Below are 23,076 nucleotides of genomic sequence, written 5' to 3'. Positions count from 1 at the left end.
CACCCTGCCGGCCAACGGCCGGCACTACCGATTCTGCGCGTGCTCTTCTTCCCGCACCGGTTCCGGCGGCGGCAGCTGCTCTTCGGCGGCCGGTTCGTTGCCCGGCAGGCTGGGGCGGGTTTCCATCAGCAACGACAGCGCGGCCTTGGCCATCATGTGGGCGCTGATCGGCGCGGTGATGAACAGGAACACGGTGATCAGCAGCTCGCGCGGCTGCGGGTCCTGGCCGAGGAAGATGTGGTAGCACACCGAACACACCAGCACGCAGCCCACGCCCAGCGTGCTGGCCTTGGTCGGTGCATGCAGGCGCTTGAAGAAGGTGGACAGCTTCACCAGCCCGAGTGCGCCGACCAGGATGAAGAAGCAGCCGAACAGCAGCAGGATCGACAGGCCGATCTGGATCGCGGTGATCATTCGACGATATCCCGGCGCAGCACGAACTTGCTCAGCACCACGGTGCTGCCGAAGCCGAGCATGGCGATGACCAGTGCGGCTTCGAAGTAGATCGCGGAGTTGAGGTACATGCCGAACAGCATCAGCTCGGCGATCGCGGTCACCGACAGGGTGTCCAGTGCGAGGATGCGGTCGGGCACGGTCGGCCCGCGCAGCAGGCGCCAGGTGGCCAGCAGCATGGCCAGGCCGACCACGTGCATGCACACCACCAGCGTGGTCTGGATGATCTGGAATCCAGTCATGGGAAGATCTCCATCAACGGCGCCTCGTAGCGGCGCTTGATCGTATCGATCAGGTCCTGTGGGTCCTCCAGGTGCAGCACGTGCACCAGCAGGAACTTGCGGTCGTCGCTGAGCGCGGCCGAGACCGTGCCCGGGGTCAGGGTGATCATGCTGGTCAGCGCGGCGATGCCGTGGATGTTGGCGATGTCCAGCGGCAACCAGATGAAACCCGGGTGGATGTTCTTCTCCGGGCCCAGTACCTGGATCGCCACGCGGATGTTGGACATCAGGATGTCCCACAGGGTCACGCACAGCAGTTTCGGCAACGGGCGCAGCGTGCCGATGCGGGCGAACTCGCGGTCCAGGCGTGCGGCGAAGAGCGGCACCACCACGCCCAGCAGCAGGCCCAGCACGATCTGGCCGAGGGTGAAGCTGTCGGACATCAGCAGCCAGAACGCCACCACCATGATGCTGAGCATCGGCGAGGGAATCAGGCGACGGAACAGGGAGCGCTGGGCGGTCATGGCTGGCGGATCTCCGGTGCGGTCGCGCGCAGCTGCTGCACGTACTCGCTGGGTTGCAGCAGCTGTGCAGCGGTGGCGTCGGTGTAGCGCATCAGCGGCGCGGCGGCCAGGGTCATGCCGATGCCGTAGGCCAGCAGGATGCAGGCGGCGTACAGCTCGACCCTTCGCAGGCGTGCCTTGCGCGGCTTCGGTGCATCGGCCTCGACCGGCGGCACGCGCCAGAACAGGCGGATGCCGCCGCGGGTCAGGCCCATGATCACCAGCAGGCTGCTGACCAGCACCGCGGTCCACACCGGACCGGTGTACTGCGCCGGCATGCCGGCCAGCAGCGCGGCCTTGGCCAGGAAGCCGGACAGCGGCGGCAGGCCAGCCACCGACACCGCGCCGATCAGGAACAGCACCGCCGGCGTTTCCTTGCCCGGCATCGGCGCGACCACTTCCTTGCGGTCGCTGGCGCCACCGCGGCGGCGACGGATCAAGTCGGCAACCAGGAACAGCGCGGCGGCGACGAAGCTGCTGTGCGGCAGGTAGTACAGACCGGCCGAGAGCACCTGCGGCGTGCCCACCGAGAAGGCGATGAACAGCGTGGCCGCCGACACGATCACCAGGTACGAGATCAGCACGCGCAGGCGGGTCGCGGCCAGGGCGCCGAGGCCACCCAGCACCAGCGTGGCCACACCGGCCCACAGCAGCCAGTCGCGGCCGTAGCCGGCCATCGCGCCGGCGTCATCGCCGAACCACAGCATCTGGATGCGGAGCACCGAATACAGGCCGACCTTGGTCATGATCGCGAACAGCGCGGCCACGGCCGCCGGTGCACGCGAATAGGCCTCCGGCAGCCACAGGTACAGCGGCATCAGCGCGGCCTTGGCGCAGAACACCAGCAGCAACAGGCCCATCGTCGCCTTCACCAGGGTCAGCTGCGCCGGCGGCACCTCGGCGATGCGCTGCGACAGCTCGGCCATGTTCAGCGAACCCAGCGAGGCGTACAGCAGGCCCAGCGCGATCAGGAACAACGTCGAGGCGGTGACGTTGAACACCACGTAGTGCAGGCCGATGCGCATGCGCAGGCCGCGGCCGCCACTGAGCAGCAGGCCGTAGGAGGCGATCAGCATCACCTCGAAGAACACGAACAGGTTGAAAATGTCGCCGGTCAGGAACGCACCGTTGAGGCCGACCAGCTGGAACTGGAACAGGGCATGGAAGTGCGGTGCGCGCCGGTCCCAGCCCGAGCAGGCATGCAGCAGGCAGGGAATGGCCAGCAGCAGGGTGGTCAGCAGCATCCATGCCGACAGGCGGTCGGCCACCAGCGCGATGCCCAGCCGCGACGGCCAGTCGCCGAGCAGGTAGACGTTGATGTCACCGCTGGCGGTGGTGGCGAACAGCAGGCCCACCGCCAGCGCCAGCGCCGACAGCGAGGTCCAGGCCACCGCGCGCTGCACCCTGGGCCCATAGCGGCGGTGTTCGACGAACAGCGAAAGCGCGGCACCCAGCAGCGGAATCAGGATCGGCAGGATCACCAGATGGTTCATGCGCGGTCCTCGCCCTGGCGCGGCGGCACACCCTCATCCTGCAGGTCGTCATCCGGCTCGTGGGCGTCCACGTGGTCGCTGTGGTTGTCGCTGCGGCTGCGCATGGCCAGCACGATGCTCACGGCGGTCATCGCGAAGGCGATCACGATCGCGGTCAGCACCAGCGCCTGCGGCAGCGGATCGGTGTAGTTGCCGAGGTGGCTGTCCACGCCCTCCTGCAGCACCGGCGCCTTGCCCAGCACCACGCGGCCACCGGCGAAGATCAGCAGGTTGGTCGCATAGGACAGGAAGGTCATGCCGAGGATCACGTCGAAGCTGCGCGCACGCAGCAGCAGGTAAACGCCGATGGCGGTCAGCACGCCGATCGCGGAGGCCAGGGCCAGTTCCATCAGTGCATCTCCCCGGTGCGTGCCGAGCGGCGTTGCAGGTCGATCTCGCCCTTGCGCGCGGTGCGGGTACGAGAGGGTTTCACGGTGGCCATCATCGACAGCATCAGCATCGCGCCACCGAACACCACCAGATACACGCCGATATCGAAGCCGATCGCGCTGGCCAGCGGCACGTCGCCGATCAGCGGCAGGTGCAGGTCGAGGTGGCCGCTGGTCAGGAACGGCACGCCGAACAGCATCGACGCGCTGCCGCTGAGGATGGCGATCAGCAGGCCCATGCCGATGCAGCGGATGTAGTCGAAGCCGAAGCGCGATTCCACCGATGCGGTGCCCTGGATCACGTACTGGATCAGCAGCGGCACCGCCAGCACCAGGCCGGCGATGAAGCCGCCGCCCGGCGCGTTGTGGCCGCGCAGGAACAGGAAGATCGACACGGTCAGGGTCAGCGGGAACATGATCTGCGCCAGGTCGGCCGGCACCGGCAGCTTGATCGGCGGGCCGGGCATGATCTGCTCAGGTGCCATCCGCGTGCGCCGCAGCAGGGCATGGACCACCAGCGCGGCGATGCCGAACACGGTGATCTCGCCGAAGGTATCGAAGCCGCGGAAGTCGACCAGGATCACGTTGACCACGTTCTGGCCGTAGGCCTCGGGCAGCGCCCGGCCCAGCAGTTCGCCGGCCATCGTGTTCGGCGGAAGGGTCATCGCGGAGTACGCCAGCGCGCCAAGGCCGGCACCGGCGATGATCGCGATCACCGCGTCACGGCGCTTGCGCCAGCGCGGCCGCTCCGGCCCGGACTGCGCAGGCAGGTAGTTCATGCCCAGCAGCATCAGCACCAGGGTCACCATCTCCACCAGCAGCTGGGTCAGGGCCAGGTCCGGCGCGGACAGGAACACGAAGGTCAGCGCCACCATCAGGCCGACGCCGCCGACCAGCAGCACCGCCAGCAGGCGCTGCTTGTAGACGCGCAGGGTGGCGACCGCGCAGGCCATCATCACCAGCCACAGTGCCCAGCCCAGCAGCGGAATCGGCTGCGGTGCGGTCCAGTTCGGCGAGGCCGGGTTGGCCACGAACGGCGCGGCGGCGACCACGATCGCCACCAGCACCAGGCCCAGCAGCATGCGCTGCAGGCTGCCATTGGCGATGCCGTTGGTCAGGCGCATGGCGAGCGCGGAGATCGCATCCAGCTGCGCATGGAACACGTTGCGGCCGGTGGTGCGGGTTTCCACGCCGTGCAGGTTGATCAGCTTGCGCAGGCCGAAGTACAGCGCCACGCCGCCGACCACGCCGATCGCGCTCATCGCCAGCGGCAGGTTGAAGCCGTGCCATACCGCCAGGCTGTACTCGGGCATGGCATTGCCGAGGATCGAGGCCGCGGCGGCATGCAGCACCGGCGCCACGGTCAGCGCCGGGGCCACGCCCACCGCAATGCAGATCACCACCAGCAGTTCCACCGGCACCTTCATCCAGCGCGGCGGCTCATGCGGCACGCGGTCGAGGTCGTGCGGGCCGGGGCCGAAGAAGGTGTCGTGCACGAAGCGGAGGCTGTAGGCCACGCCGAACACACCGGCCAGCAGCGCCGCGATCGATACGGCCGTGCGCATCGCGCCTGGGCCGCCGCCAGCGGTCAGCGCTTCGGCGAACAGCATTTCCTTGGACAGGAAACCGTTGAGCAACGGGATGCCGGCCATCGCCAGCGAGGCGATGATCGCCAGCGCGCTGGTGAACGGCATCAGCCTGCGCAGGCCTCCCAGCTTGCGCATGTCACGGGTGCCGGTCTCGTGGTCGATGATGCCGGCGGCCATGAACAGCGAGGCCTTGAAGGTGGCGTGGTTGAGGATGTGGAACACGCCGGCCACGACTGCCATCGGCGTGGACAGGCCGAACAGCAGGGTGATCAGGCCCAGGTGGGAAATGGTCGAGTACGCCAGCAGGCCTTTCAGGTCGTGCTGGAAGATCGCGTTCCAGGCACCGATCAGCAGGGTCAGCGCGCCGATGCCGCTGACCGTGTAGAAGAACAGGTCGCTGCCGGCCAGTGCCGGATGCAGGCGCGCCAGCAGGAACACGCCGGCCTTCACCATGGTGGCCGAGTGCAGGTAGGCCGAGACCGGGGTCGGCGCCGCCATCGCGTGCGGCAGCCAGAAGTGGAACGGGAACTGCGCGCTCTTGGTGAAGATGCCGGCCAGCACCAGGAACAGGGCATACGGGTAAAGCGCGCTGGCGCGGATCTGCTCGCCGGCGGCCAGCACCACGTCCAGGTCGAAGCTGCCGACGATGCGGCCGATCAGCAGCACGCCACCGAGCAGGGCCAGGCCACCGCCACCGGTGATCACCAGCGCCATGCGCGCGCCTTCGCGGGCGTCCTGGCGGTGCGACCAGAAGCCGATCAGCAGGAACGAGCTGATGCTGGTCATTTCCCAGAAGATCATCAGCAGCAGCAGGTTGCCCGACAGCACCATGCCCAGCATGGCGCCCATGAACAGCAGCAGGTAGCAGTAGAAGCGGTGCGCGTTGTCCTGCTGGCTCAGGTAGTAGCGCGCATACAGCACCACCAGCGCGCCGATGCCGAGCACCAGCCCGGCGAACATCCAGGCCAGGCCGTCCAGGCGCAGGGTGAAGTCCAGGCCGATCTGCGGCAGCCAGGGCACCAGGGTGCGGACCACCTGGCCATCGAGCACTGACGGGGTCAGCCAGCCGAGGATGGCCAGCCCGCCCAACGGCGCCAGCGCCGCCAGCCAGGCAGCAGTCGAGCGCGAACTACGGGGGAAGGCCGCAACAGCCGCTGCCATCAGGAACGGCAGGGCCAGCAGCAGGGGCAGGCTGGGGAGCATGCAGGGAATCCATGATTCACGAGCAGGTCAGGGAGGATAACAGGCTGCGAAATGTCGCCGAAACCCATCGAACAGCGATCAATTGCATGTAACGTTCGCTGATTCATTTTTTCTGCGGCGCAACATCACGTTCCTGCATCACTTCCCTGGTTGCCCTCGGGGGACACCCTACGCCCACGCAGGGAGACCGCAGGCCCTGTCGCACAGGGGCTGCCGTCGACGGGCGGGCGATGGGGAGCGGATCACCGGCGCAGGCTGGCAGGGCTCCCGTGGACTACGGGTGACGGAATCCGCCCGTTCAGGAAACGACGGCCGCTGTCGGCCGCCGCCAGGTCAGTAGCGCCAGTCGAGCTTGCGGTAGAACTTGGCCATCACCCAGGCCGGTCCGATCAGCAGATAGGTCAGGTCGGTCAGGAAGCTGGGCTTGCGGCCCTCGAACTTGTGGCCGATGAACTGCGCGATCCAGGCCACCACGAACACGCCCACCGCCAGCCAGCGCAGGGCTTGGATGCCGATCTCGGCCTCCAGCAGCCGGCACAGGCAGCCGAACACGAAGAACTGGATGAGCATGCCGATGCCCAGCGGGCGCGACAGTTTGTTGTAGAAGCACCAGGCGCTGAACATCGCGAACGCCGACCAGATGCCGTACTGGAACCAGGTGATCAGCGGCGGCAGGCACCACAGCAGGGCCACCACCGACCACAGGATCGCCGGGACCGCCACCACGTGGATGCGCTGGTTGATCACATTGCGGTGGTCGTCGGAGTAGCTGGCGAAATAGCGGTCGATCGGCCGCGCAAGCTCGGTGGATGTCTGCATGCGGCCAGCATACTCCCGCCGGAGCCGTCAGTAGAGCCAGGCCATGCCTGGCTGCAGGCTTGCGGGGTCGCCGGCCAGCGGCCGGCACTACCCCCAGGCAACCTGTAGTAGAGCCAGGCCATGCCTGGCTGCAGGCTTGCGGGGTTGCCGGCCAGCGGCCGGCACTACCCCCAGGCAACCTGTAGTAGAGCCAGGCCATGCCTGGCTGCAGGCTTGCGGGGTTGCCGGCCAGCGGCCGGCACTACCCCCAGACAACCTGTAGTAGAGCCAGGCCATGCCTGGCTGCAGGTGTTCGCTGAGGTTGCCGGCCAGCGGCCGGCACTACCGCATTCAGAACGCCCCCCGCCTTTCCGGCCGGGGGGCGCAGGCGGATCAGTCGACGCTGATCCCGGCCAGGCGCTGCAGCGCCTCGGCGTACTTGGCGCGGGTGCGCTCGATGATCTCGGCCGGGATGCTCGGGCCCGGGGCGGTCTTGCCCCAGTCCAGCGTCTCCAGGTAATCACGCACGAACTGCTTGTCGTAGCTCGGCGGGCTGGTGCCCACTTCGTACTCGTCGGCCGGCCAGTAACGCGAGGAATCCGGCGTCAGCATCTCGTCCATGATGTACAGGCGGCCATCGGCATCGGTACCGAATTCGAACTTGGTATCGGCCAGGATGATGCCGCGCTCGCGGGCGTAATCGGCGGCGAACTTGTAGATGCGCAGTGTGGCGTCGCGCACGCGCTCGGCCAGGTCCGCACCGACCTGCTTCACCATCGCATCGAAATCGATGTTCTCGTCATGGTCGCCGACGGCGGCCTTGGTCGAGGGGGTGAAGATCGGCTCCGGCAGCTGCTCGGCCTGGCGCAGGCCATCGGGCAGGTCGATGCCGCTGACCTTGCCGGTGCGCTGGTAGTCCTTCCAGCCGCTGCCGATCAGGTAGCCGCGGGCGATCGCTTCCACCGGCACCGGCTTCAGCTTGCGGGTGACCACCGCGCGCTTGGCGTACAGGGCCGGGTCCACGCCTTCGGGCAGAACGCTGGCCACGTCGATGCCGGTCAGGTGGTTGGGCATCAGGTGCGCGGTCTTGGCGAACCAGAAGTTGGAGACCTGGCAGAGCATCTCGCCCTTGCCCGGAATCGGGTCGGGCAGGACCACGTCGAACGCCGACAGGCGATCGGTGGCCACCATCAGCAGGTACTCGCCCGGCGGGGTTCCGGCTGGCAGCCGCTCGCGCGGGATATCGAACACATCACGCACCTTGCCGCGATGGCGCAAGGGCAGGCCGGGGAGATCGGATTGCAACAGCGTGGTTGGCACGGGCACTCCTGGGGCGTTGTCGATACGGCTGCTGCCCAACGGACCCGGCGGGCCCGCTGACCAGCGGGCGGCCTAGTGTAAAGCGGTCCGGGCCCGCTGTGACGTAAAATGAGCGTCCATTTCGTCGGTCGACCCCGGAGCGCCATGCGCTGGTACGGAAAACTGCTCGGATTCATCGCCGGCGCCCTGCTGTTCCGGCCCAATCCGCTGTTTGGCGCGATGGTCGGCCTGTTGATCGGCCACGCCTTCGACTCGGACTGGTTCCGCCTGAACAAGGAGAACCCGTACCGGGAGCTAGGGCTGACCTCCGAGGCCACCGATGCCGAGGTCGAGCGCGCCTACCGCAAGCTGATCTCGCAGTACCACCCCGACAAGCTTGGCGGCGCCGCCCCCGAGCTGCAGCAGCAGGCCGAGCAGAAGTCGCGGCGGATCAATGCCGCCTACGACCGCATCAAGACCCTGCGCAAGCGCTGATTCCAGAGTCCCGCCTGCGGGCGGGAGAACCTTTTCCCCGTTCCGAAGGCCCCGGCCATGTCCAACTGCCTCATCGCCCCCTCCATCCTGTCCGCCAACTTCGCCCGCCTCGGCGAGGAAGTCGACAACGTCCTCGCCGCCGGTGCCGACTGGGTCCACTTCGACGTGATGGACAACCACTACGTGCCGAACCTGACCATCGGCCCGATGGTCTGCCAGGCGCTGCGCAAGCACGGCGTCACCGCGCCGATCGACGTGCACCTGATGGTCGAGCCGGTGGACCGCATCATCCCGGACTTCGCCGAAGCCGGTGCCACCTACATCAGCTTCCACCCGGAAGCGAGCCGCCACGTGCACCGCACCATCCAGCTGATCCGCTCGCTGGGCTGCAAGCCGGGCATCGTGCTCAATCCGGCCACGCCGGTGGACATCCTCGACTGGGTGCTGGACGACCTTGACCTGGTGCTGCTGATGTCGGTCAACCCGGGCTTCGGCGGCCAGGCCTTCATTCCCTCGGCGCTGGACAAGCTGCGCGTGGTGCGCAAGATGATCGATGCCAGCGGCAAGGACATCCGCCTGGAGATCGACGGCGGCGTGAAGGCCGACAACATCGGCGAGATCGCCGCCGCCGGCGCCGACACCTTCGTCGCCGGTTCGGCCATCTTCAACGCCAAGACCAGCTACCAGGACGTGATCGCGCAGATGCGCGCCAACGTCGCCGCGGCACGCTGACAAAAAGGGGGCGGAGGGGATTAAGCTCGCTTGGTCCCCTCCGTCCGCTTTTTCGCCCATGGCTCTGTTGAATATCCGCCCGGCCACCGTCGCCGATGCGGGCCTGATCCTGCATTTCATCCGCGAGCTGGCCATCTACGAGAAGGCCGAGCATTCGGTGCAGACCGACGAGATCGGCATCGCCGAAAGCCTGTTCGGTGCCGATGCCACGGCGCGCGCGCTGATCTGCGAAGCCGACGGCGAAGCGATCGGCTACGCGGTGTATTTCTACAACTACTCGACCTGGCTGGGCCGCAAGGGAATCTACCTGGAAGACCTGTACGTCAGCCAGGAAAAGCGTGGTGTGGGCGCCGGCAAGGCGCTGCTGAAGTACATCGCACGCCAGGCCGTGGCCGAAGGCTGCGGTCGTTTCGAATGGTCGGTGCTGGACTGGAATACCCCGGCCATCGAGTTCTACACCGCCGCTGGCGCCACGCCGCAGGACGAGTGGACCGTGTACCGGTTGCAGGGCCAGGCGCTGCACGATTTCGCCAACGGTTGAGGCGCACTCCCAGCACACCCCAAAAAAAAGCCACGCCAATCACTGGCGTGGCCTCGCTGCATGCGTGGGAGGCTGATCCTGCCTCCATCCGTCGTCCCTGCTATGGCCTTCCATTCTCCAGCAGCTGAATGACACCTGCGTGACATTCACTGCGGACAAACAGCGCATTGCTAGCCTGTGCCGCCCCCTCCTGGAAGCTCCGCATGACCGCACCGCGCTGGCGCCTGATCCTCAATGGCAAATCCGCAGGCAACGAGGAACTGCGCGAGGCTGTCGGCCATTGGCGCGGGCAGGGCGTGCAGCTGGACGTGCGGGTGACCTGGGAGGACGGTGATGCCGAGCGCTACGTGGCCGAGGCCATCGATCACGGCGTGGACGTGATCGTTGCCGCCGGTGGCGACGGCACGCTCAGTGCGGTGGCCGAAACCCTGGCGCACCGTGAGGAAGCGGCGGATGCGTTGCCCTCGCTGGCGCTGATCCCGATGGGAACCGCCAACGATTTCGCCACGGCTGCGGGTATTCCGACCGAGCCAAAGGCGGCCTTTGCATTGATCGGACAGTCCACGCCGCATGCCATCGATCTGCTGCGCGTGGACGCCGATGGCACGCCCTGGTGGTGCGCCAATCTCGCAAGCGGTGGCTTCGGCACGCAGGTGACGGTGGAGACCGATGCCGGCCTGAAGAAGATGCTGGGCGGGCTGGCCTATGTGATCACCGGCATCGCCAAGCTGGGGCGGATCGAGCCGATCCATGCACGCCTGTCGGGTCCGGATTTCGCGTGGGAAGGCGACTTCATCGCGCTCGGCATCGGCAATGGCCGGCAGGCCGGCGGTGGCCAGCAGTTGTGCCCGCAGGCACTGATCGACGATGGGCTGCTGGATGTAACCGTGCTCCCGGAGCTGGAAGGTGAGGTCACCGCCACCCTCGGCCAGATGCTGAAGTCCGGCACCCAGGCGGCGCTCGAACAGCTGGCCACGCGCGCGCGACTGCCGTGGCTGCAGGTGGAATCCGAGCGCCCGTTGACGCTCAACCTGGACGGCGAACCGGTTCAGGCCCGCCAGTTCCGCATCGCGTGCGTGCCGGGCAGGGTGCGGATGCATCTGCCGGCCAGCTGTCCGCTGCTGGGCGGGGTCTCCGCTGCGAACGCCCCGGCGTAGCGCCGGTCACTGCGGCTGCCCCGGCGTGCCGTGGTTCAGTTTGGCGGGGTTCCCCTCCCGCCCCGGCTGCGATACAGTCAAGGGGTGTCCAGCCTGACGACCCCGCATACCCTTTCTTCCGCACGCCGTTGGTGGCGATGGTGGCCCGTTGCCGTCGTCCGCCCCCATAACGCTGTGTCCCGGAAGGAAAGTCGTCTTGAACTCGCACGCTCAGTTTCAGCTGCAGGCCGCTGAAGGCCACACCCATATTCCCGTCGTCCGTGAAGTGCTGTCCGACCTGGACACGCCGCTTTCGGTCTATCTGAAGCTCGCCGACGGCCCCAATACCTACCTGTTTGAATCCGTCGAAGGCGGCGAGCGCTTTGGTCGTTACTCGATCATCGGCCTGCCGGCGCGCCGCGTGTACGCCTTCCATGGCCACACGCTGACCGTGCGCGAAGACGGCCAGGTGGTGGACACCCGCGAGGTGGCCGACCCGTTCGCCGAAGTCGAGGCGCTGCGCAGCGCCCACTCGGTGCCCAAGCTGGAAGGCCTGCCGGGCTTCACCGGCGGCCTGGTCGGCTGGTTCGGTTTCGAGTGCATCGGCTACATCGAACCGCGCCTGGCGCCGCCGGCCGGCCGCGATGAGCTGGGCACGCCGGACATCCTGCTGCTGGACTCCAACGAGCTGGCGGTGTTCGACAACCTCAAGGGCCGGTTGTACCTGATCGTGCATGCCGACCCGCGTGTCGACGGTGCCTTCGAGCAGGCCCAGGCGCGCCTGGATGCGTTGACCGCCAAGCTGCGCGCACCGGGTGCCGGCTATCCGGCGCCGCTCAACAGCGACGTGCTGGACGAATCCGATTTCGTTTCCGGGTTCACCCGCGAAGGCTTCGTCGATGCGGTCCAGCGCAGCAAGGAATACATCCGTGCCGGCGACATCTTCCAGGTGGTGCTCAGCCAGCGCCTGAGCGTGCCGTTCAAGGCGCGCCCGGTGGATGTGTACCGCGCGCTGCGCGCATTGAATCCCTCGCCGTACATGTATTTCCTCGATGTCGGCGACCTGCAGGTGGTCGGTTCTTCGCCGGAAATCCTGGTGCGCCTGCAGGATGGCGAAGTCACCGTGCGTCCGATCGCCGGCACGCGTCCGCGCGGTGCCACCGTCGAGCAGGACCTGGCGCTGGAAGCCGAGCTGCTGGCCGATCCCAAGGAACGCGCTGAGCACCTGATGCTGATCGACCTCGGCCGCAACGACGCCGGTCGCGTGTCGAAGGCCGGCACCGTGGAAGTGGGCGAGCAGTTCGTGATCGAACGCTACAGCCACGTCATGCACATCGTCAGCGAAGTGACCGGGCAGCTGCAGCCCGGCCTGAGCTATGCCGATGTGCTGCGTGCCACGTTCCCGGCCGGCACCGTCAGCGGCGCGCCGAAGATCCGCGCGCTGGAAGTGATCCGCGAGCTGGAACCGATCAAGCGCAATGTCTACGCCGGCAGCATCGGCTACATCGGCTGGCACGGCGATGCCGATACCGCGATCGCGATCCGCACTGCGGTGATCAAGGATGGCCGCCTGTACGTGCAGGCCGGCGCCGGCATCGTCTACGACTCGGACCCGGACAAGGAATGGGACGAGACGATGAACAAGGGCCGCGCGCTGTTCCGCGCCGTCGCCCAGGCCGCCAAGGGCCTGTGAAGTTCCCCGTGCCGTGGCCTGCGCCGCGGCACCCTCCGCTGTTCCCATTCAAGACAAGGAGTACCGCATGAAGCTGCTGAGCGCATTGCTGTGGTCGTCACTGCTGGCCACGATGGCCCCGTCTGCGTGGGCGCAGGCCAACACCATTCCCTCGCAGCCGCATCTGCTGGTGAAGGGCGAGGCGCGCCGCGAGGTGATGCCTGACCGGTTCGGCCTGCAGTTGAACATCGAAGAGACCGACATGGACGCAGATGCGGCGCGGCGCCGCGTGCAGGACAACGTTGCCCGCGCGCTGGCGCTGTTCAAGCAGAACAAGGCGGTGGAGGGCAGCGTGCGTGCGGACAACCTGCGGATCGGCCCGGCGACGCGCTATGAGCAGAACCGGCAGGTCTTCATCGGCACCCGCGTGTCGCGCCAGTTGCGTGCCAGCTTCGCCAGCGTGAAGGCGATGCAGGACGTGCTGGGCGCGCTGAAGGCCAACGAGAACGTGCAGGTCAGCAGCGTGGCCCCGATCTACTCGGGTGAAGTGGCGCTGCGACGTGAACTCAAGGGCGAGGCCGCGGCCAAGACCCGCGAGTCCGCGCAGGGGCTGGCCAAGGCCTATGGAACGAAAGTGCGTGGCCTGTACAGCATCTCCGACGTGGCGCCGGACTTCGCCTACGGCATCCAGGCCGGGCAATGGCCGCAGCCGGGCGAGGATGGTGAGTATCTGGACAGGATCTCGGTGACCGGCAGCCATGCACCGGCCTCGGCACCTGCGCCCGGTGCACCGGAGTCCATCGAAGCCGGCCCCATCACCTACACCGAAAACGTATACGCCATTTTCCTGATAAGCGACGGAACCTGACCATGTTGTGGATGATCGACAACTACGACAGCTTCACCTACAACCTCGTGCAGTACCTGCAGACGCTGGGCGCCGAGGTGAAGGTGGTGCGCAACGATGCGATGAGCGTGGACGAGATCGCCGCGCAGAAGCCCGAGCGCATCGTCATTTCGCCCGGCCCGTGCACGCCCAACGAAGCGGGCGTGTCGCTGGAGCTGATCCAGCGCCTGGGCCCGACCACGCCGATCCTCGGCGTGTGCCTGGGCCACCAGGGCATCGGCCAGGTCTACGGCGGCACGGTCATCCGTGCCGGCAACATCATGCACGGCAAGACCTCGCCGATCCGCCATGAAGGCAAGGGCGTGTTCGCCGGCCTGCCGGACCGCTACCAGGCCACCCGCTACCACTCGCTGGTGGTGGACAAGAACCGCCTGCCGGACTGCCTGGAAGTGACCGCCTGGACCGAGAACGACGACGGCTCGATCGAAGAGATCATGGGCCTGCGCCACCGCCAGTTCCCGGTGGAAGGCGTGCAGTTCCACCCCGAATCCATCCTCACCGAACACGGCCACGCCCTGCTGCGCAATTTCCTGCAGCGCCCGGCGGCCTGATCCAAGGAGCATTCCCATGAGCTTCTCCCCCCAGGAAGCCCTGCAACGCACCATCGAGCACCGCGAAATCTTCTTCGACGAAATGGTCGACCTGATGCGGCAGATCATGCGCGGCGATGTATCGCCGATGATGACCGCCGCCATCCTCACCGGCCTGCGCGTGAAGAAGGAAACCATCGACGAGATCGCTGCGGCGGCCACGGTCATGCGCGAATTCGCGCTGGCGGTGCCGGTGGCCGACAGTACCCACCTGGTTGACATCGTCGGCACCGGTGGCGACGGTTCGCACACCTTCAACATCTCCACCTGCGCGATGTTCGTCGCCGCCGCGGCCGGTGCGCGCGTGGCCAAGCATGGCAACCGCAGCGTGTCATCCAAGTCCGGCAGCGCCGATGCGGTGGAAGCACTGGGCGCGACCATCGAGCTGCAGCCGGCCCAGGTGGCCGCGGCGATCGAGCAGACCGGTATCGGCTTCATGTTCGCGCCGATCCATCATCCGTCGATGAAGGTCGTCGCGCCGGTACGCCGCGAGATGGGCGTGCGCACCATCTTCAACATCCTCGGCCCGCTGACCAACCCGGCCAGCGCGCCGTCGGTGCTGATGGGCGTGTTCCATCCCGATCTGGTGGGCATCCAGGCGCGCGTGCTGCGCGAACTGGGCACCGAGCGCGCCATGGTGGTCTGGGGCCGCGACAACATGGACGAGATCTCGCTGGGTGCCGGCACGCTGGTCGGCGAGCTGCGCGACGGCAAGGTGCGCGAGTACGAGATCCACCCGGAGGACTTCGGCATCGCCATGTCGGCCAGCCGCAACCTGCGCGTGGACAGCCCGGAACAGTCCATTGCGATGCTGCGCGCGGTGCTGGACAACGAGCCCGGCCCGGCGCTGGACATCGTGGCCCTGAACGCCGGTGCCGCGCTGTACGTGGCCGGCGTGGCCAGCGACATCGGCGACGGCCTGGCCCGCGCTCGTGCCGCCATCGCCAACGGCAGCGCCCGCCAGCGCCTGCAGCAGTATGTGGAGACCACCCGCGCGCTGGTTGCCTGAGCGCGCGGTTCAGCCTGACCCCCTTGATGGCCGATAATGGCCGTCCTCACCGCCCCCGCACCGAACCGAAGACGATGAGCGACATCCTGCAGACGATCCTGGCCCGCAAGGCCGAAGAAGTGGCCCAGCGCCGCGCCCAGCGCCCGCTCGAGGAGCTGCAGGCCGCCCTGGCCAGTGCCCCGCCGGTACGTGGCTTCGTGCGCGCCTTGCAGGCGGCGGTGGCCAACGGTGACCCGGCGGTGATCGCCGAGGTGAAGAAGGCCAGCCCGTCCAAGGGCGTCATCCGCCCCGACTTCCGCCCGGCCGACATCGCGGTCAGCTACGAGTTCGGTGGCGCCAGCTGCCTGTCGGTGCTGACCGACGTGGACTTCTTCCAGGGCGCCGACGCCTATCTGCAGCAGGCGCGCGAGGCGTGCACGCTGCCGGTGCTGCGCAAGGACTTCGTCATCGACGACTATCAGGTGTACGAGGCACGCGTGCTGGGCGCCGACTGCATCCTGCTGATCGTGGCGGCGCTGGACGACACCCAGCTGGCCACGCTGTCCGAACTGGCGCTGTCGCTGGGCATGGACGTGCTCGTGGAAGTGCACGACATCGATGAACTGGAGCGCGCGCTGCAGGTACCGGCGCCGATGATCGGCATCAACAACCGCAACCTGCGCACGTTCGAGGTGTCGCTGCAGACCACGTTGGACATGCAGAACGCCGTGCCGCGTGACCGCCTGCTGGTCACAGAGAGCGGCATCCTCGGCCCGCAGGACGTGGCGCTGATGCGTGACGCCGGCATCCACGCCTTCCTGGTGGGCGAAGCCTTCATGCGCGTGGAAGAGCCGGGCGAGGGCCTGCGTCAGCTATTCTTCGCGGCATGACAACGCACTATCCAACGCCGCGCGAGGATGCGCCGCTGGTGGTCTTCGACTTCGACCACACCCTCTACGACGGCGATTCAGGCACCCACCTGTTCGCCTCGCTGATCAAGCGCAACCCGCTGCGCATGCTGGCGGCGCTGCTGGTCACGCCGATCGCCGGGCCGATGGTGGCGATGCTGCCGACCCGTCGCGCGGGCATCTCGGTCTATGTGTGGATCGGCAGCTTCGGCCTGCACCGTGCGCGTGACTTCAACAAGGTGATCGACGCCTACGTGCTGCGCAACCAGGCGCAGATGCGCGCCAAGCTGCTGCCGCAGGCGCTGGAAGTGTTCGCCGCGCACCGCGCCAAGGGCGACCGCGTGGTGGTTGCCACGGGTGCGCCGCCGGAGCTGGCGCGCGCGATCCTGGCTTTCGTCGCCCACCAGGACGTGCCGGTGATCGGCACCGAGGTCGGCCCGCGGCTGGGCGGCGTCGGCCCGACCCGCCACTGCCACAACGAAGAGAAGATGCGCATGCTGCGCGAGCGCGGCTATGGCGACATCGACATCGCGTATTCCGACAGTACTGCCGACCTGCCGCTGCTGCTGGCCGCCAAGGCGCCGGTGGTGGTGAACCCGAAGCCGGGCCGCGTGGACTTCTTCCGCCGCGTGCTGCCGGCCGGCACCCGCATCCTCAACTGGGGCTGCGTGGACCGTGGCGGCGACAAGGCGTAGCCCGGGGTCAGATCCCCGTAGGGGCTCTGACCCCATCGCACGGTGATGGATCTGCCGGCCAGCGGCCGGCACTACCCCTTTTCCGTCCAGGTAGTGCCGGCCGCTGGCCGGCAAGCATTCAGCGCGCCAGATACCCGGTCAGTGCATGGCCGATCTGGAACAGGCTGATGCCCAGCACCAGCACACCAACGGCCACCAGTACCCAACGCTCCTTCAGGCGCTTCACCAGCAGGGCGGCCACCGGTGCGGCCATCATGCCGCCGATCAGCAGGCCGGCCACGATCTGCAGGTGATGCAGCCCCATCGACAGCAGGAACGTTGCCGAAACCGTCAGGGTGACCACGAACTCGGCCGCGTTCACCGTGCCGATGGTGGTGCGCGCCTGGCCGCCGCGGGCGAGCAGGGTGGAGGTGGCCACCGGGCCCCAGCCACCGCCGCCGCTGGCATCCAGGAAGCCGGCCACGAAGCCCAGCACCGGCACCCGCTTGACCTCGCCCTTGGGCATCAGTCGGCCGGCGGCGCGTGCCAGGATGATGATGGCCAGCACCAGCAGGTAGAGATAGATGAGCGGGCGGATCACCTCGCCGGGCAGTTGGGTCAGGCCGTAGGCACCTACGGCGCCGCCCACAGCGCCGGGCAGCGCCAGGCGGACGAACAAGCGCTTATCGACATTGCCGGCGACCAGATGCGACACGCCGGAGGCGCCGGTGGTGAACACCTCGGCGGTGTGGATGGCGGCGCTGGCCTGCGCGGGCGGAATGCCCATGGCCAGCATTACCGACGACGACACCAGGCCGAACGCCATGCCCAGCGCGCCGTCGACCAGCTGGGCGCCGAGGCCGATGAGGATGAACCACCAGAATGCGCTGCTCAGTTCCATGTACCGAGCCTAGCGCGCGAAGGAGTGCGGACCAAGGTCCGCACCCACCGGGTGCTCAACGGTCAACGGGTGCCGTACAGCACCACGGTCTTGCCGCGGGCATGCAGCAGGCCGTCGGTCTGCAGCTTCTTCAGCACACGGCCGGCCATTTCACGCGAGCAGCCGACCAGGCGGGCCAGCTCCTGGCGGGAGACGCGCAGCTGGCTGCCCTGCGGATGGCTCATCGCCTCCGGTTCCTGCGCCAGGTCGTGCAGGGTGCGCACGATCCGGTCGGTAACGTCCAGGAATGCCAGGCGGCTGGCCTTGCGGCTGGTGTCGAGCAGGCGCTTGGAGATCTGCTGGCCCAGCGCGTACAGCAGGCGCGGGGCATCGGCCGACAGCGGGCCGAGGAACAGCTGATGCAGGCGCTCGTAGCTGATTTCAGCCAGCTCGCAGGCGGTACGGGTCCGCAGGATCACCTCGCGGCGGTCCGATTCGACGAACAGGCCCATCTCGCCGACGAACTCGCCGGCACCGAAGTAGCCCAGCACAAGCTCGCGATCGTCATCTTCCTCGGCCATGATCGAAACCGAGCCGCTGATGACGTAATACAGGGTTCCCGCCGGGTCACCGGGTCGGAAGACGTCGGTACGGGTGGGATATCGCCGCCTGTGGCTGTGCGCCAGGAAACGATCGATTGTGGCGATATCCAGGGCCAGTGGACTGCTAGCTAGGCGCACGGTTGACACGATAGGGGCGCTCCCTCTGCGCATGAACGGATTCACGGGGTCGATAGCGGAGCTTAACCAGCGCAATTGTTAAGGGCAAACAGTGTGCCAGAACTCTTGCGTCTTCACGTTCCCCCCGAGGGCAGTTTGCCCCATAATTCCTCCTTTCCCTTCTTACACAGGAATCGACCGCCGTGGTCAAGCCGTTGCCTCGCCTGAGGCTGCAGGGTTTCAACAACCTCACCAAGGCGCTGAGCTTCAACATCTATGACGTGTGTTACGCGCGCACCGAAGAGGAGCGTCAGCGTTACATTGAATACATCGATGAAGAGTACAACGCCGACAGGCTGACTCAAATCTTGACCGATGTCGCCGAGATCATCGGCGCCAACATCCTGAACGTGGCCCGCCAGGACTACGACCCGCAGGGTGCCTCGGTGACCATCCTGATCTCCGAAGAACCGGTGATCGACAAGAAGCAGGCCGGCAAGGAGCTGATCTCCGACGCCGTGGTCGCGCACATGGACAAGAGCCACATCACCGTCCATACCTACCCGGAAACCCATCCGCAGGAAGGTATCGCGACGTTCCGCGCGGACATCGACGTGGCCACCTGTGGTGTCATTTCGCCGCTGAAGGCCCTGAACTACCTGATCGAAAGCCTGGAATCGGACATCGTGATCATGGACTACCGTGTCCGTGGCTTCACCCGCGATGTGAAGGGCAAGAAGCACTATATCGATCACAAGATCAACTCGATCCAGAACTTCCTGGCCAAGAACATCAAGTCGCGTTACGAGATGTTCGACGTCAACGTCTACCAGGAAAACATCTTCCACACGAAGATGCACCTGAAGGACTTCGACCTGGACCAGTACCTGTTCGAGGAAAAGGCCAAGAACCTGTCGTTCAAGGAACGCATGAAGATCGAAGCGCTGCTGAAGCGCGAGATCGAAGAGCTGTTCCACGGCCGGAACCTGTCCGAGTAAGCCCCATGCGCGATGCCTGCAGGCATCGCCGCCCAGGCGGGACGACCCGCCCCGTGGAACCAGTGCCCCGCACGCGTTACAGTTCCACGGTGATGTACCGACCCACGGCCCGGTGTGAAAACACCGGGCCGTTTCGTTTTTCTCAAAAAAGGTAAGGAGCCCCCACCCATGCCCTGGATCTACCTGCTGCTGGCCGGCCTGTTCGAGATCGGTTTCGCCCTCGGAATGAAGTACTCCGAAGGCTTCAGCAAACCCCTGCCCACCGTTGCCACGGTGGTGTCCGCCCTGATCAGCCTGTATCTGATGAGCCAGGCGATGAAGAGCATCCCGGTCGGCACCGCCTATGCGATCTGGACCGGCATCGGCGCCATGGGCGTGGCGGTGCTGGGCATCTACCTGTTCAACGACAGTGCGTCGCCGGCCCGCCTGGCCTGCGTGGGCCTGATCGTGGCCGGCGTGATCGGCCTGAAGCTGGTCTCGCCCAATTAATCGGTAGTGCCGGCCGCTGGCCGGCAACCTCCTGATCTTCTGCGGCGCCCGCGTGGTTGCCGGCCAGCGGCCGGCACTACCTGGCGGTCACAGCCGGTAGGCGATGGTCTTCATCACCTTGGAGGCCAGCGCCATCGCGCCCGGGATCGGGAACGGCAGGCGGCGTGCGCCGGCCTGCTCGGCGTGCTCCGCGTGGCGGGCCTCGTCTTCCTTCATCACCTGGATGACCGCGCGGCTGCGCAGGTCGCCGGCCGGCAGGTCGACCAGGTGCTCGTCCAGGTGGGCTTCCACCTGGCGCTCGGTCTCGACCACGAAGCCCAGGTTCCAGCCATCGCCGCGCAGCCCGGCCAGGGTGCCGATGGTGTAGCTGCCGGCGTACCACAGCGGATTGAACAGGCTGGGGCGGCTGTCCAGTTCACCCAGCCGGGTGGCGCACCAGGCCAGGTGGTCGGTCTCTTCCTGGGCCGCTTCCAGCAGGTGTTCACGGGTGGCCGGGTCGCGGGCCACGGCCGCCTGGCCGAAGTACAGGCCCTGTGCGCAGACTTCGCCGACGTGGTTGATCCGCATGAGGCCCGCCGCGTGGCGGCGCTCGGCGTTGTCCATGCCCGGCTCGCCGGTGTCCGCAGCCGGGTAGGGGCGGGCCGCCGGTGGATTGCCGAACACCGTGTCCAGGGCGCGCTGCGCTTCGGTCAGCAGGTGGTCCAGCGGAGTGGTCTGGCGGAGCACGGTCATGGCGGTACGCGGTGGGGCGGAAGACCCGCCGATTCTCGCCCGCCCCCGTCCCCCTGCCAACCCGGGGCAGGGCCAGCTTGCACCGGGGGCTTGACCTGCGTACAATCCCGCCTCTTACGCTTCACCTTTCACAACGCGTGGCAGAGTTCCGGCGAGTCGTTCGCCGCAATGAGCCCGACCTAACCTAGAGTTCTTCATGAGCACTTTCACTGCCAAGAACGAGACCGTCCAGCGCGACTGGTACCTCGTCGACGCCGAGGGCAAGACCCTGGGCCGTCTCGCCACCGAGCTGGCCCGCCGTCTGCGCGGCAAGCACAAGCCGGTCTACACCCCGCACGTTGATACCGGCGACTACCTGGTCGTCATCAATGCAGAAAAGATTGCCGTCACCGGCAAGAAGCTGCAGGACAAGATGTATCACCGTTTCACCGGCTACATCGGCAACCTGAAGACCGAGTCCCTGGCCCAGGCGCTGGAGCGCCACCCGGAGCGCGTGATCGAGATCGCCGTCAAGGGCATGCTGCCGAAGGGCCCGCTGGGTCGCCAGATGTACCGCAAGCTCAAGGTCTACGCCGGCACTGAGCATCCGCACGCCGCACAGCAGCCGCAGGTTCTGGATATCTAATCATGGCTATCACTCAAAACTACGGCACTGGCCGCCGCAAGTCCTCCACCGCTCGCGTGTTCCTGCGCAAGGGTTCGGGCAACATCACCGTCAATGGTCGTCCGCTGGACGAGTTCTTCGGTCGTGAGACCGCGCGCATGATCGTGCGCCAGCCGCTCGAGCTGACCAAGAACACCGAAAGCTTCGACATCCTGGTCACCGCCGCTGGCGGCGGCACCACCGGCCAGGCCGGTGCGATCCGTCTGGGCATCGCCCGTGCTCTGGTCGAGTACGACGAAACCCTGAAGTCCGAGCTGCGCAAGGCTGGCTTCATGACCCGTGACGCCCGTGAAGTCGAGCGTAAGAAGGTCGGTCTGCACAAGGCCCGCCGCGCCACCCAGTTCTCCAAGCGCTGATTCACCGCGCCTGGTTGGGCTCCTTCGGGAGCCCGCTGGTTGGAAAAGCAAAAGCCCGGCTTCGGCCGGGCTTTTGTCGTTTCGGGGTGGGGCATTTCCGGATTGCCGGCCAGCGGCCGGCACTACCCGTGGTCCGCATGTCTGACCCCGGTCTCTGTCTGGAGGAGAGCCCCCTTGATGTTCAAGGGGGCGCGCCGACAGGCGCGGGGATAAGGTGGAATGCGCGACCAAATTAAAAGCAAAAGGCCAGATCTTTCGATCTGGCCTTTTGCTTTTAATTTGGCTGCCCCGGATGGATTCGAACCACCGAATGCCTGAGTCAGAGTCAGGTGCCTTACCGCTTGGCGACGGGGCAAAACGTGCAACTATTTTCTCACTTTTCACACTGAAAAACAACTTGATTTTCAGTGTGGTGGCTATGGGTGGACTCGAACCACCGACCCCAGCATTATGAGTGCTGTGCTCTAACCGGCTGAGCTACATAGCCTTGGTGAGCCCGCTATTCTGCGGATGTGTATCGCCCCTGTCAACATTTTTGTGTCGTGCTTGTGGGCCGACAGAGGGCATGGGATAGTCCCGACCAGTAGATTTTTTAGGAGTCCGCATCGTGATCGATCCGGACGGCTATCGACCGAACGTCGGCATCGTGCTGATGCGGCAGGATGGTCAGGTGTTCTGGGCACGACGCGTGCGCCGGGACGGCTGGCAGTTCCCGCAGGGTGGCATGAACACCGACGAGACGCCTGTCGAGGCCATGTATCGTGAACTGCAGGAAGAGACCGGCCTGCTGCCTGAGCATGTGGAAGTGCTCGGGGCGACACCCGGCTGGCTGCGCTACAAGCTGCCGGCGCGGGCCATCCGCCGCAACGAGCGGCAGGTCTGCATCGGCCAGAAGCAGGTCTGGTTCCTGCTGCGCCTGACCGGTGACGAATCCCACGTGAAGCTGGACCACACCGACTCGCCCGAGTTCGACCACTGGCGCTGGGTGGACTTCTGGTACCCGGTAGAGCACGTGGTGATGTTCAAACGCGGCGTCTATGCGCGTGCCCTGCGACACCTGGCGCCACTGGCGCGCGGCGTGGCCGGGCAGGGCGTCACCGCCATGCCCAAGAGCGCCGCCGAGGCCTGGATGCCGGGCCACACGGCCGGGCACGACCGCCCGCGCAAGCGCCCGCGGACCCGGGGCTACTGGCCGAAGAAGGCCACGGGCGACGGCCCGGCCAGCTGACCGGCTGAACGGTATCGAGAATGGTTCAGGTCTCTGATTGACAACCATTCTCGTTTCTATTGGAATAGCCAACAGGCCGCTTCTGGCCTGTCAGCCCGGTTCCCGCCTGTGTACGTCTGCATCTGCAACGGAGTCACCGACCACCAGATCCGCGAAGCCGCCAGCCATGGCGTCAGCACGGTGGCCGAACTGACCATGCGTACCGGTTGTGGTGCCACCTGCGGTTCCTGCCTGGACATGGCCGGCGACCTGCTGGCCAAGGCACGTGCGACCCATGATCTGCCGCTGCCGGTATTGGGCCTGGCCCAGGTCGCCTGATT

At 66.7% G+C, this 23,076-nt stretch carries 27 protein-coding genes and 2 tRNA genes; 16 read left to right on the top strand and 13 right to left on the bottom strand.

The genetic code is table 11. The features are described from left to right. Window positions 1-24: 24 nt before the first annotated feature. The 8 genes from ACUZUJ_RS20285 to ACUZUJ_RS20250 all read right to left on the bottom strand — a co-directional run bounded on the left by ACUZUJ_RS20285 (window position 25) and on the right by ACUZUJ_RS20250 (window position 8,068). A complete protein-coding gene (locus tag ACUZUJ_RS20285) occupies window positions 25-414 on the bottom strand; it encodes a Na+/H+ antiporter subunit G (protein WP_049443927.1) in 390 nt (129 codons plus the stop codon). Next, entirely contained in the window at window positions 411-695 is a 285-nt protein-coding gene (locus tag ACUZUJ_RS20280) for a K+/H+ antiporter subunit F (RefSeq protein ID WP_006399171.1), read from the bottom strand. The genes ACUZUJ_RS20285 and ACUZUJ_RS20280 overlap by 4 nt, the downstream gene beginning before the upstream one ends. Beyond that, complete coding sequence (locus ACUZUJ_RS20275) at window positions 692-1,198, bottom strand: Na+/H+ antiporter subunit E (protein ID WP_014038751.1); 507 nt, start codon at window positions 1,196-1,198, stop codon at window positions 692-694. Before ACUZUJ_RS20275 ends, ACUZUJ_RS20280 begins: the two co-directional genes overlap by 4 nt. Beyond that, the gene (locus tag ACUZUJ_RS20270) at window positions 1,195-2,730 is read right to left on the bottom strand and encodes a monovalent cation/H+ antiporter subunit D (protein ID WP_101766201.1); all 1,536 of its coding nucleotides are present in this window, start codon (window positions 2,728-2,730) and stop codon (window positions 1,195-1,197) included. The genes ACUZUJ_RS20275 and ACUZUJ_RS20270 overlap by 4 nt, the downstream gene beginning before the upstream one ends. Beyond that, a complete protein-coding gene (locus ACUZUJ_RS20265) occupies window positions 2,727-3,119 on the bottom strand; it encodes a Na+/H+ antiporter subunit C (protein ID WP_014038749.1) in 393 nt (130 codons plus the stop codon). The genes ACUZUJ_RS20270 and ACUZUJ_RS20265 overlap by 4 nt, the downstream gene beginning before the upstream one ends. Further along, window positions 3,119-5,950: a monovalent cation/H+ antiporter subunit A gene (locus ACUZUJ_RS20260; protein ID WP_049443920.1), complete on the bottom strand. Its 2,832-nt coding sequence runs from the start codon at window positions 5,948-5,950 to the stop codon at window positions 3,119-3,121. Before ACUZUJ_RS20260 ends, ACUZUJ_RS20265 begins: the two co-directional genes overlap by 1 nt. A gap of 333 nt (window positions 5,951-6,283) precedes the next feature. Beyond that, complete coding sequence (locus ACUZUJ_RS20255) at window positions 6,284-6,769, bottom strand: Mpo1 family 2-hydroxy fatty acid dioxygenase (RefSeq protein WP_014038747.1); 486 nt, start codon at window positions 6,767-6,769, stop codon at window positions 6,284-6,286. Between the two features lie 372 nt (window positions 6,770-7,141). After that, window positions 7,142-8,068, bottom strand: coding sequence for a phosphoribosylaminoimidazolesuccinocarboxamide synthase (locus ACUZUJ_RS20250; RefSeq protein WP_014038746.1), 927 nt, complete (start codon window positions 8,066-8,068; stop codon window positions 7,142-7,144). A gap of 144 nt (window positions 8,069-8,212) precedes the next feature. On the opposite strand from ACUZUJ_RS20250, the gene ACUZUJ_RS20245 reads away from it, so the two are divergent. The 10 genes from ACUZUJ_RS20245 (at window position 8,213) to ACUZUJ_RS20200 (ending at window position 16,711) form a co-directional block, all read left to right on the top strand. Then, complete coding sequence (locus tag ACUZUJ_RS20245) at window positions 8,213-8,542, top strand: J domain-containing protein (protein ID WP_458220659.1); 330 nt, start codon at window positions 8,213-8,215, stop codon at window positions 8,540-8,542. Window positions 8,543-8,599: 57 nt separating this feature from the next. Further along, complete coding sequence (gene rpe / locus ACUZUJ_RS20240; RefSeq protein WP_032127160.1) at window positions 8,600-9,274, top strand: ribulose-phosphate 3-epimerase; 675 nt, start codon at window positions 8,600-8,602, stop codon at window positions 9,272-9,274. Window positions 9,275-9,332: 58 nt separating this feature from the next. Continuing rightward, the gene (locus ACUZUJ_RS20235; RefSeq protein WP_049443914.1) at window positions 9,333-9,815 is read left to right on the top strand and encodes a GNAT family N-acetyltransferase; all 483 of its coding nucleotides are present in this window, start codon (window positions 9,333-9,335) and stop codon (window positions 9,813-9,815) included. A 203-nt stretch (window positions 9,816-10,018) separates the two neighbouring features. After that, window positions 10,019-10,972, top strand: coding sequence for a lipid kinase YegS (yegS, locus tag ACUZUJ_RS20230; protein ID WP_049443912.1), 954 nt, complete (start codon window positions 10,019-10,021; stop codon window positions 10,970-10,972). Window positions 10,973-11,168: 196 nt separating this feature from the next. Next, the gene (gene trpE / locus ACUZUJ_RS20225) at window positions 11,169-12,644 is read left to right on the top strand and encodes an anthranilate synthase component I (RefSeq protein ID WP_049443910.1); all 1,476 of its coding nucleotides are present in this window, start codon (window positions 11,169-11,171) and stop codon (window positions 12,642-12,644) included. Window positions 12,645-12,711: 67 nt separating this feature from the next. Beyond that, entirely contained in the window at window positions 12,712-13,491 is a 780-nt protein-coding gene (locus tag ACUZUJ_RS20220) for an SIMPL domain-containing protein (protein ID WP_119006841.1), read from the top strand. Window positions 13,492-13,493: 2 nt separating this feature from the next. Then, complete coding sequence (locus tag ACUZUJ_RS20215) at window positions 13,494-14,081, top strand: anthranilate synthase component II (protein WP_100474204.1); 588 nt, start codon at window positions 13,494-13,496, stop codon at window positions 14,079-14,081. Between the two features lie 16 nt (window positions 14,082-14,097). Continuing rightward, window positions 14,098-15,129 carry an anthranilate phosphoribosyltransferase gene (gene trpD / locus ACUZUJ_RS20210; protein WP_458220660.1) on the top strand — a complete coding sequence of 344 codons (1,032 nt, stop codon included), beginning with the start codon at window positions 14,098-14,100 and terminating at the stop codon, window positions 15,127-15,129. Between the two features lie 74 nt (window positions 15,130-15,203). Continuing rightward, complete coding sequence (gene trpC, locus ACUZUJ_RS20205) at window positions 15,204-15,998, top strand: indole-3-glycerol phosphate synthase TrpC (protein WP_101766197.1); 795 nt, start codon at window positions 15,204-15,206, stop codon at window positions 15,996-15,998. Next, the gene (locus ACUZUJ_RS20200) at window positions 15,995-16,711 is read left to right on the top strand and encodes a haloacid dehalogenase-like hydrolase (RefSeq protein ID WP_075676001.1); all 717 of its coding nucleotides are present in this window, start codon (window positions 15,995-15,997) and stop codon (window positions 16,709-16,711) included. Before trpC ends, ACUZUJ_RS20200 begins: the two co-directional genes overlap by 4 nt. A 118-nt stretch (window positions 16,712-16,829) precedes the next feature. Here the strand turns inward: ACUZUJ_RS20200 and ACUZUJ_RS20195 are convergent, their stop codons facing one another. Both ACUZUJ_RS20195 and crp read right to left on the bottom strand, forming a co-directional pair. Then, complete coding sequence (locus ACUZUJ_RS20195; RefSeq protein ID WP_458220661.1) at window positions 16,830-17,591, bottom strand: sulfite exporter TauE/SafE family protein; 762 nt, start codon at window positions 17,589-17,591, stop codon at window positions 16,830-16,832. A gap of 62 nt (window positions 17,592-17,653) precedes the next feature. After that, complete coding sequence (gene crp / locus ACUZUJ_RS20190; protein ID WP_010482649.1) at window positions 17,654-18,343, bottom strand: cAMP-activated global transcriptional regulator CRP; 690 nt, start codon at window positions 18,341-18,343, stop codon at window positions 17,654-17,656. Window positions 18,344-18,492: 149 nt separating this feature from the next. On the opposite strand from crp, the gene speD reads away from it, so the two are divergent. Then, complete coding sequence (gene speD / locus ACUZUJ_RS20185; protein WP_006473908.1) at window positions 18,493-19,287, top strand: adenosylmethionine decarboxylase; 795 nt, start codon at window positions 18,493-18,495, stop codon at window positions 19,285-19,287. Window positions 19,288-19,455: 168 nt separating this feature from the next. Then, entirely contained in the window at window positions 19,456-19,776 is a 321-nt protein-coding gene (locus ACUZUJ_RS20180) for a DMT family transporter (protein WP_005419816.1), read from the top strand. Between the two features lie 87 nt (window positions 19,777-19,863). On the opposite strand, the gene coq7 is transcribed toward ACUZUJ_RS20180, so the two are convergent. Further along, a complete protein-coding gene (gene coq7, locus ACUZUJ_RS20175; protein WP_049447257.1) occupies window positions 19,864-20,508 on the bottom strand; it encodes a 2-polyprenyl-3-methyl-6-methoxy-1,4-benzoquinone monooxygenase in 645 nt (214 codons plus the stop codon). Between the two features lie 196 nt (window positions 20,509-20,704). Between coq7 and rplM the strand changes: the two genes are divergently transcribed. Together rplM and rpsI are read left to right on the top strand one after the other, a co-directional pair. Then, entirely contained in the window at window positions 20,705-21,133 is a 429-nt protein-coding gene (rplM, locus tag ACUZUJ_RS20170) for a 50S ribosomal protein L13 (RefSeq protein WP_005414692.1), read from the top strand. 2 nt (window positions 21,134-21,135) lie between these two features. Further along, window positions 21,136-21,528 carry a 30S ribosomal protein S9 gene (gene rpsI, locus ACUZUJ_RS20165; RefSeq protein ID WP_005411311.1) on the top strand — a complete coding sequence of 131 codons (393 nt, stop codon included), beginning with the start codon at window positions 21,136-21,138 and terminating at the stop codon, window positions 21,526-21,528. Window positions 21,529-21,808: 280 nt separating this feature from the next. Here the strand turns inward: rpsI and ACUZUJ_RS20160 are convergent. Further along, window positions 21,809-21,883: transfer RNA gene (locus ACUZUJ_RS20160), tRNA-Gln, on the bottom strand. Window positions 21,884-21,938: 55 nt separating this feature from the next. Next, window positions 21,939-22,015, bottom strand: a tRNA-Met gene (locus ACUZUJ_RS20155). 120 nt (window positions 22,016-22,135) lie between these two features. On the opposite strand from ACUZUJ_RS20155, the gene ACUZUJ_RS20150 reads away from it, so the two are divergent. Continuing rightward, window positions 22,136-22,756: an RNA pyrophosphohydrolase gene (locus ACUZUJ_RS20150; RefSeq protein ID WP_005411310.1), complete on the top strand. Its 621-nt coding sequence runs from the start codon at window positions 22,136-22,138 to the stop codon at window positions 22,754-22,756. A gap of 108 nt (window positions 22,757-22,864) precedes the next feature. Then, the gene (locus ACUZUJ_RS20145; protein WP_005411309.1) at window positions 22,865-23,074 is read left to right on the top strand and encodes a (2Fe-2S)-binding protein; all 210 of its coding nucleotides are present in this window, start codon (window positions 22,865-22,867) and stop codon (window positions 23,072-23,074) included. The last annotated feature ends 2 nt before the right edge of the window (window positions 23,075-23,076 follow it).

Source organism: Stenotrophomonas sp. S4 (assembly GCF_054187805.2).
This window is presented reverse-complemented; position numbering and strand designations above follow the sequence as displayed.

Coding starts and splice junctions, on each gene's coding strand:
- ACUZUJ_RS20285 (WP_049443927.1), bottom strand. CDS start 414: ATGATCACCGCGATCCAGATCGGCCTGTCGATCCTGCTGCTGTTCGGC.
- ACUZUJ_RS20280 (WP_006399171.1), bottom strand. CDS start 695: ATGACTGGATTCCAGATCATCCAGACCACGCTGGTGGTGTGCATGCAC.
- ACUZUJ_RS20275 (WP_014038751.1), bottom strand. CDS start 1,198: ATGACCGCCCAGCGCTCCCTGTTCCGTCGCCTGATTCCCTCGCCGATG.
- ACUZUJ_RS20270 (WP_101766201.1), bottom strand. CDS start 2,730: ATGAACCATCTGGTGATCCTGCCGATCCTGATTCCGCTGCTGGGTGCC.
- ACUZUJ_RS20265 (WP_014038749.1), bottom strand. CDS start 3,119: ATGGAACTGGCCCTGGCCTCCGCGATCGGCGTGCTGACCGCCATCGGC.
- ACUZUJ_RS20260 (WP_049443920.1), bottom strand. CDS start 5,950: ATGCTCCCCAGCCTGCCCCTGCTGCTGGCCCTGCCGTTCCTGATGGCA.
- ACUZUJ_RS20255 (WP_014038747.1), bottom strand. CDS start 6,769: ATGCAGACATCCACCGAGCTTGCGCGGCCGATCGACCGCTATTTCGCC.
- ACUZUJ_RS20245 (WP_458220659.1), top strand. CDS start 8,213: ATGCGCTGGTACGGAAAACTGCTCGGATTCATCGCCGGCGCCCTGCTG.
- rpe (WP_032127160.1), top strand. CDS start 8,600: ATGTCCAACTGCCTCATCGCCCCCTCCATCCTGTCCGCCAACTTCGCC.
- ACUZUJ_RS20235 (WP_049443914.1), top strand. CDS start 9,333: ATGGCTCTGTTGAATATCCGCCCGGCCACCGTCGCCGATGCGGGCCTG.
- yegS (WP_049443912.1), top strand. CDS start 10,019: ATGACCGCACCGCGCTGGCGCCTGATCCTCAATGGCAAATCCGCAGGC.
- ACUZUJ_RS20220 (WP_119006841.1), top strand. CDS start 12,712: ATGAAGCTGCTGAGCGCATTGCTGTGGTCGTCACTGCTGGCCACGATG.
- ACUZUJ_RS20215 (WP_100474204.1), top strand. CDS start 13,494: ATGTTGTGGATGATCGACAACTACGACAGCTTCACCTACAACCTCGTG.
- trpD (WP_458220660.1), top strand. CDS start 14,098: ATGAGCTTCTCCCCCCAGGAAGCCCTGCAACGCACCATCGAGCACCGC.
- trpC (WP_101766197.1), top strand. CDS start 15,204: ATGAGCGACATCCTGCAGACGATCCTGGCCCGCAAGGCCGAAGAAGTG.
- ACUZUJ_RS20200 (WP_075676001.1), top strand. CDS start 15,995: ATGACAACGCACTATCCAACGCCGCGCGAGGATGCGCCGCTGGTGGTC.
- ACUZUJ_RS20195 (WP_458220661.1), bottom strand. CDS start 17,591: ATGGAACTGAGCAGCGCATTCTGGTGGTTCATCCTCATCGGCCTCGGC.
- crp (WP_010482649.1), bottom strand. CDS start 18,343: ATGCGCAGAGGGAGCGCCCCTATCGTGTCAACCGTGCGCCTAGCTAGC.
- ACUZUJ_RS20180 (WP_005419816.1), top strand. CDS start 19,456: ATGCCCTGGATCTACCTGCTGCTGGCCGGCCTGTTCGAGATCGGTTTC.
- coq7 (WP_049447257.1), bottom strand. CDS start 20,508: ATGACCGTGCTCCGCCAGACCACTCCGCTGGACCACCTGCTGACCGAA.
- rplM (WP_005414692.1), top strand. CDS start 20,705: ATGAGCACTTTCACTGCCAAGAACGAGACCGTCCAGCGCGACTGGTAC.
- rpsI (WP_005411311.1), top strand. CDS start 21,136: ATGGCTATCACTCAAAACTACGGCACTGGCCGCCGCAAGTCCTCCACC.